The organism is Arthrospira sp. PCC 8006 (genome assembly GCF_046480465.1).
Classification (GTDB): Bacteria; Cyanobacteriota; Cyanobacteriia; order Cyanobacteriales; family Microcoleaceae; genus Limnospira; species Limnospira platensis.
In genome coordinates, this window is sequence record NZ_PKGG01000313.1 from 1 (window position 1) to 4517 (window position 4517).

The 4517-nt window shown below is 40.8% G+C and carries 10 protein-coding genes and 1 pseudogene; 5 read left to right on the forward strand and 6 right to left on the reverse strand.

Features of this window, described 5'->3' with window-relative positions; all coding sequences use genetic code 11:
• Window positions 1-158: 158 nt before the first annotated feature.
• From B9T16_RS26100 to B9T16_RS26115, 4 genes are all read left to right on the forward strand, one after another.
• Window positions 159-476, forward strand: coding sequence for a hypothetical protein (locus tag B9T16_RS26100; RefSeq protein ID WP_410246124.1), 318 nt, complete (start codon window positions 159-161; stop codon window positions 474-476).
• 124 nt (window positions 477-600) lie between these two features.
• Window positions 601-882: a hypothetical protein gene (locus B9T16_RS26105; protein ID WP_006615767.1), complete on the forward strand. Its 282-nt coding sequence runs from the start codon at window positions 601-603 to the stop codon at window positions 880-882.
• A complete protein-coding gene (locus B9T16_RS26110; RefSeq protein WP_014274413.1) occupies window positions 872-1108 on the forward strand; it encodes a hypothetical protein in 237 nt (78 codons plus the stop codon). The genes B9T16_RS26105 and B9T16_RS26110 overlap by 11 nt, the downstream gene beginning before the upstream one ends.
• A 140-nt stretch (window positions 1109-1248) precedes the next feature.
• Window positions 1249-1527 (forward strand): hypothetical protein, encoded by a 279-nt coding sequence (locus B9T16_RS26115; protein WP_231852395.1) that lies wholly within the window; start codon window positions 1249-1251, stop codon window positions 1525-1527.
• 187 nt (window positions 1528-1714) lie between these two features.
• Here B9T16_RS26115 and B9T16_RS26120 read toward each other — a convergent pair whose 3' ends face one another.
• From B9T16_RS26120 to B9T16_RS26145, 6 genes and pseudogenes are all read right to left on the reverse strand, one after another.
• Window positions 1715-1948, reverse strand: a complete 234-nt coding sequence (locus tag B9T16_RS26120; RefSeq protein WP_014275999.1) for a hypothetical protein — start codon at window positions 1946-1948, stop codon at window positions 1715-1717.
• 148 nt (window positions 1949-2096) lie between these two features.
• Window positions 2097-2219, reverse strand: coding sequence for a hypothetical protein (locus B9T16_RS26125; RefSeq protein WP_410246125.1), 123 nt, complete (start codon window positions 2217-2219; stop codon window positions 2097-2099).
• Window positions 2220-2663: 444 nt separating this feature from the next.
• The gene (locus tag B9T16_RS26130; protein ID WP_014276000.1) at window positions 2664-2915 is read right to left on the reverse strand and encodes a hypothetical protein; all 252 of its coding nucleotides are present in this window, start codon (window positions 2913-2915) and stop codon (window positions 2664-2666) included.
• 171 nt (window positions 2916-3086) lie between these two features.
• The gene (locus tag B9T16_RS26135; protein ID WP_006615960.1) at window positions 3087-3440 is read right to left on the reverse strand and encodes a hypothetical protein; all 354 of its coding nucleotides are present in this window, start codon (window positions 3438-3440) and stop codon (window positions 3087-3089) included.
• 21 nt (window positions 3441-3461) lie between these two features.
• Window positions 3462-3830 (reverse strand): hypothetical protein, encoded by a 369-nt coding sequence (locus B9T16_RS26140; RefSeq protein ID WP_006615959.1) that lies wholly within the window; start codon window positions 3828-3830, stop codon window positions 3462-3464.
• A 146-nt stretch (window positions 3831-3976) separates the two neighbouring features.
• Window positions 3977-4180, reverse strand: a pseudogene (locus tag B9T16_RS26145) (hypothetical protein); the annotation flags it as partial.
• Between the two features lie 45 nt (window positions 4181-4225).
• Here B9T16_RS26145 and B9T16_RS26150 point away from each other — a divergent pair.
• Window positions 4226-4517, forward strand: a 292-nt coding sequence (locus tag B9T16_RS26150) for an IS630 transposase-related protein (RefSeq protein ID WP_410246126.1), incomplete at its 3' end; no start/stop codon positions are given.

Below are 4517 nucleotides of genomic sequence, written 5' to 3' on the forward strand. Positions count from 1 at the left end.
GATTAATTATCCACCAGTTCAAGAATTTACAGACAACCCCTCGGTGATTAGAAGGTTGGGAGTCCGCCGCCGTGTTTTCAAAAATGCAACATGGATCGAAAATCATCCTACAATGGATCTAAAGTTTGACGTAACAATTGAGGCTTTTGTAAGTTAACATGGACATCTCTCTTAATCAATTAATCGACCATCTCCCAAATGATTCACAGTTTAAAACCTTACTAGGAACATTGGGGGCAAGCGGTGATAGTGTGGACGCTACCGTAGAATTTTGTCATTTAGTAGGGGCATTATATCAAGCACAGCAAGTATACAACCAACAACCAGGAAATAAAGCAATTAATATGGTCTCAGCAGTAAGTATTGGGCCTGTAGTAGAAAGTTTAGACGGGACATTTTTTAGGAGGTTACAAAGAACTCTAGCTTTTTTTAGAAAGTATGAAGATGCTGTAATTGTCCCGAAAATCGAAAGTTAGTTGGTCGAAAATTTAAAGCTGCCAGATAATTCGGATTCTATCTGCATTATCTGGTCAAAGTCTTTAAATTAACCCAAGTAAAATGTGATTAAAAATCCACATAAACATAGGGGTTAATTCCGTCGTGGATATTGAAATTGAGAAAATTACGGTAATTATAAGTTGGTTACTTTCACTCATTAGCACGGTGTGGTATGTATCAATTCAATACGCAACAATTAAATTACAAGTCCCAAAAAACACCGAAGATATTAACAAAATAGCATCTGGACTTAGGAGACAAATAGAAGATAACAACAGACTTATATGGTTAAACGTAAACCACATGGAAAAATACTTAACCAAAAATCAAGATTATTTTCCGTTAAATATCCAAAACCAAAAATATAAAGATTATGGCGACTGATGTTTTACCAGAATTATTACGGGTAGGAAGTGATGGGGTAGTGATATTTTTAGTGTGGTCTTTGATGAAGCAAAACCAAAAGTTAATAGCAGAGGTCAACTCAAGAGACAATGAATTGATGAAGTTGATTTACAAAATACTTAGCAATGAACAGCCAGGGACAAGAGGTAAACGCGATCGCACAATCAAGCCAAAGCCACAAGAATCCGTTAGGACTTGGGAGTAGAGTTGTCTGTGGCCCTAACGGATAACGGGTTGTCAAGTAGCCATTGCTCCTGGCCACAATCATCATACAGAAAAACTAAAGCGATCGCCAGCCAAGTCAGTTAACTCGTATAAACGCTTCTCCTCAACCCCAACGGTATCATTTTCGGTCCTAACGCCCAACTTAACATCGGTGGTTCCTTCCTCGCCAGTACCGCAGACCGCCTCATTTTTAACGATGGAACCCAGTTAAGCACCCAACCACAGTCCCCCCCTCTGCTATATATTAACACCCCCCTTATGGCTGCAATTAAACGGGGCTGGGTCAACAATTACGAACCGTTCCCAAGCGGTAGGTATCTGACTGGAAGGCGAACCGAGTCCCACAGGTTTACAAGTGCAACCCGGACAGGCTATTACGCTAGTGGGGGGACAAATTAACCTAGAAGGGGGTCATCTTAGCGCCTTTGGGGGTAATATAGAAGCGTTTACCGTTGTCTTGGAATTGTAGAAGTCCAGATTGGTGTCAAGGGACTTAATGCGATCGCTTTTTTGCCCTAGCTGGGAATTTGTACTTATTTTGTCCATCTTCCCAGTAGGTTGTCCTCCATTGGGTCAGTCTGATTAATTACTCCTTGGCTTTTTCCCTAGGATGGTTAATTCGGCTAGTGCGATCGCTTAATCCTGTTGGGTACTGCCTATATTGATTTAGGATTGTGTAAATCAGCTTCATTAATTCGTCGTCTCTGGAGTTAACCTCTGATATCAGTTTCTGATTTTGCTTCATTAACTGCCAGACTAAAAAAACTGTAATGCCATCAGTTACCAGTTTGACTATCTCAGGTAATACATTAGAATCCATCGTTGTTTGTTTCGTTGTCTTTTAAGTTGAATTCATCATAGTCATTTGTCTTGGTTAAATATTTTTCAATATGTCTTAAAGTCAGCCAGATAAGTTGTCTGTCCCATCGGGTTTACTTTCTGATTGAATTTCCTAATATATTGATGTCTTATTTATTTTTTTTTACAGTAGTTTGGAGTTCAGAATATTTTGCTGAAAGATACCAAATACCTCCCGCTAAAGAAACAAACCAACTAATAATTAAAGCAATTTTTTCAATCTCGATATTCATAAAACCAGAAACTCCTGTGCTATCAAAAACTTAAATTAAGTTTTGAAAAAATTAATGATGGCTGGTTTTCGGGTAATCCGGATAGACTCCCAATTACCAGAAAAATTTAGACCGTTGGTAAATTAGATTTGTTCTCTACTGCTAATTCCCGAATTCTCAAATCTTTGGAAGAATGACAATTTTCTTTCTAACCTTCTTGTCACGGAGCCATCCCGTTGCCATACTATATCAAACAATGTTTGATCAGAAACTACGTTTAATCATCGTTGAACATGAGGTAGTTGGTTGTGTTCGATTTGAGCCGGGTAAAAAGCCTCAACAAATTAGTAAAGTTCTACGGTAGTATCTACGTTTTCAGCGTCAGTGCCTAATGAAGCCAGCAAGGTTTTTAACATTGAACCATCTGGGAGATGGTTGATTAATTGACTGATAGAGATGTCCATGTTAAGTTACAAAAGCCTCAATTCTTAGATCAAACTTTAAATCCATTGCAGGATGATTTTCGATCCATGTTGCATTTTTGAAAAAACGGCGGCGGACTCCTAGCTTTCTAATTGTCCAGGGATTATCTTTAAATTCTTCTATGGGCGGATAGTTAATCAGTTGTGGTTCTTCTGTAACGTATACAGTCCTTTGTCCAGTTACCCAGCCAAAACTCCCAGAATCATCACGATAATGCCCTCTGATAAGCAGCATTGACCTATAGCCATCATAGGGGTTTTTCCATCGCCCCCAATCAGTTTAAAATTTAAATCTCAATAATGAGTGTTGAGTGATTGGGGGGTCGTGAATTATCCATTCTTGGGTAGGCTGATAGCTTGAAGCTATCAGTTTCCATACACCATAAGCGTCGGTAAAATCCATGCCTTATCGGAGAACTTGACGGCGGTCTAAATTAGCGCCTAATACAGTTCTACCATTAAGAGTTTTTCTAGTGCTTCTGTAGAAAGCCAGAGCGGGGCTTACTTCTTCACCATCGCAAAAAATTCTATAGTTGATTTTTCGACCTCCCGTTCCTTGACATGCTACATTCAGCCTTACTAACGCTCCGACTCGCATTAACTCCCCAGTGTCATAGAGTGGGGCTTTTAAATTGACTTCTTCTACGTCTTTAATCCCCAAAACGTCGGCATTTTGGCTTGTATACATTACAGCACTAGCTCGAAAAACTTTAGCTGTGGATCCTGTCCCTAATTGAACAAGTTTTGTTCTAGCTGCCATTGCAAAATTCCTTTATGTTACTTAACGGTAATCAGCCTGAAGACGATCGCGACAGGAAGTAATCACCCCAGTGCCGGCCCAGCTTTTACCGGGTAGTTTTTGGATAGCATCAACAACTTTATCCGGTGGCACATAAATATCAGCGCCAAAATGTTTAGTGTTTTGCCTATAGTTGATCCGCATTTTCATCAAGTAGCCTTCTTGAACTGCTTGGTTCGGCTTTAACATATGTGCATCTACATCAGCCGCAGTTGCGTGGCTTGTCATTCCCAAATCAGTAGCAATGCCATCGTATCTATTAGAAAGCCGGGCAGCTACTTTAATGGTTCCCGTTCCACCTGGGCTGGGCGCGTCCCAACTATAAACTTTCGTATTCGCTAAACTTGGCATCCAATACCCGCCTTGTTGCTTCAAAACTGCTTACCACTTCATTCATAGCAGGCATTTTTAGGGTGTGGAACAGGTACGGAAACCTATAGGGTTTCCGGACATGCAAGGAGGTTTGTTTGGTCTAAAAAAATTGTTGGGGTTGTCTTCTAATCGGGGTCTTTGTATAGATGACCGTTGTAGTCACAGAGCACGATAGGCTCATTGAGCATCTCTAAAAACAATTTTGCTTCCCTAAAGTAGACGTACCCGACCGGACGGCGGCGCGGCGGTTTGATTTTGTTGCCCAATATCGTCACCTCTGGGGAAGTAATAGGGAACGCTTGGGCTGGATTTTGGTTGGTCGATGTATAGCACAAGACAGAATAGTTAGGACGTATAATGGCAAGGATATCTACATAAGACCCAAAAGGCCAGCCCCCTACAGTTACGACCTTAGACAAAAAGTTATTAATGCAATTGAACTAGACGGTATACCCAAAACAGAAGCCAGTCAAGTTTTCCATGTCAGCCGGAACACCATTAATCTCTGGCTGCAAAGAAAAGCACAGACCGGAGACTTCCTCCCTAAACCTAATCACCGACCTGGCAATAACCACCAAATTACCGACTGGCATAAATTCAAGGCTTTTGCCCAAGAGCATGGCGATCAAACCTCCGCTCAAATGGCTGAACTTTGGGAGGACGAAA

What these genes read in the sequence shown, in the direction of transcription:
- B9T16_RS26140 (WP_006615959.1), bottom strand. Translation starts at nt 3,830, where the DNA reads ATGCCAAGTTTAGCGAATACGAAAGTTTATAGTTGGGACGCGCCCAGC.
- B9T16_RS26130 (WP_014276000.1), bottom strand. Translation starts at nt 2,915, where the DNA reads ATGCTGCTTATCAGAGGGCATTATCGTGATGATTCTGGGAGTTTTGGC.
- B9T16_RS26120 (WP_014275999.1), bottom strand. Translation starts at nt 1,948, where the DNA reads ATGGATTCTAATGTATTACCTGAGATAGTCAAACTGGTAACTGATGGC.
- B9T16_RS26125 (WP_410246125.1), bottom strand. Translation starts at nt 2,219, where the DNA reads ATGAATATCGAGATTGAAAAAATTGCTTTAATTATTAGTTGGTTTGTT.
- B9T16_RS26135 (WP_006615960.1), bottom strand. Translation starts at nt 3,440, where the DNA reads ATGGCAGCTAGAACAAAACTTGTTCAATTAGGGACAGGATCCACAGCT.
- B9T16_RS26110 (WP_014274413.1), top strand. Translation starts at nt 872, where the DNA reads ATGGCGACTGATGTTTTACCAGAATTATTACGGGTAGGAAGTGATGGG.
- B9T16_RS26100 (WP_410246124.1), top strand. Translation starts at nt 159, where the DNA reads ATGGACATCTCTCTTAATCAATTAATCGACCATCTCCCAAATGATTCA.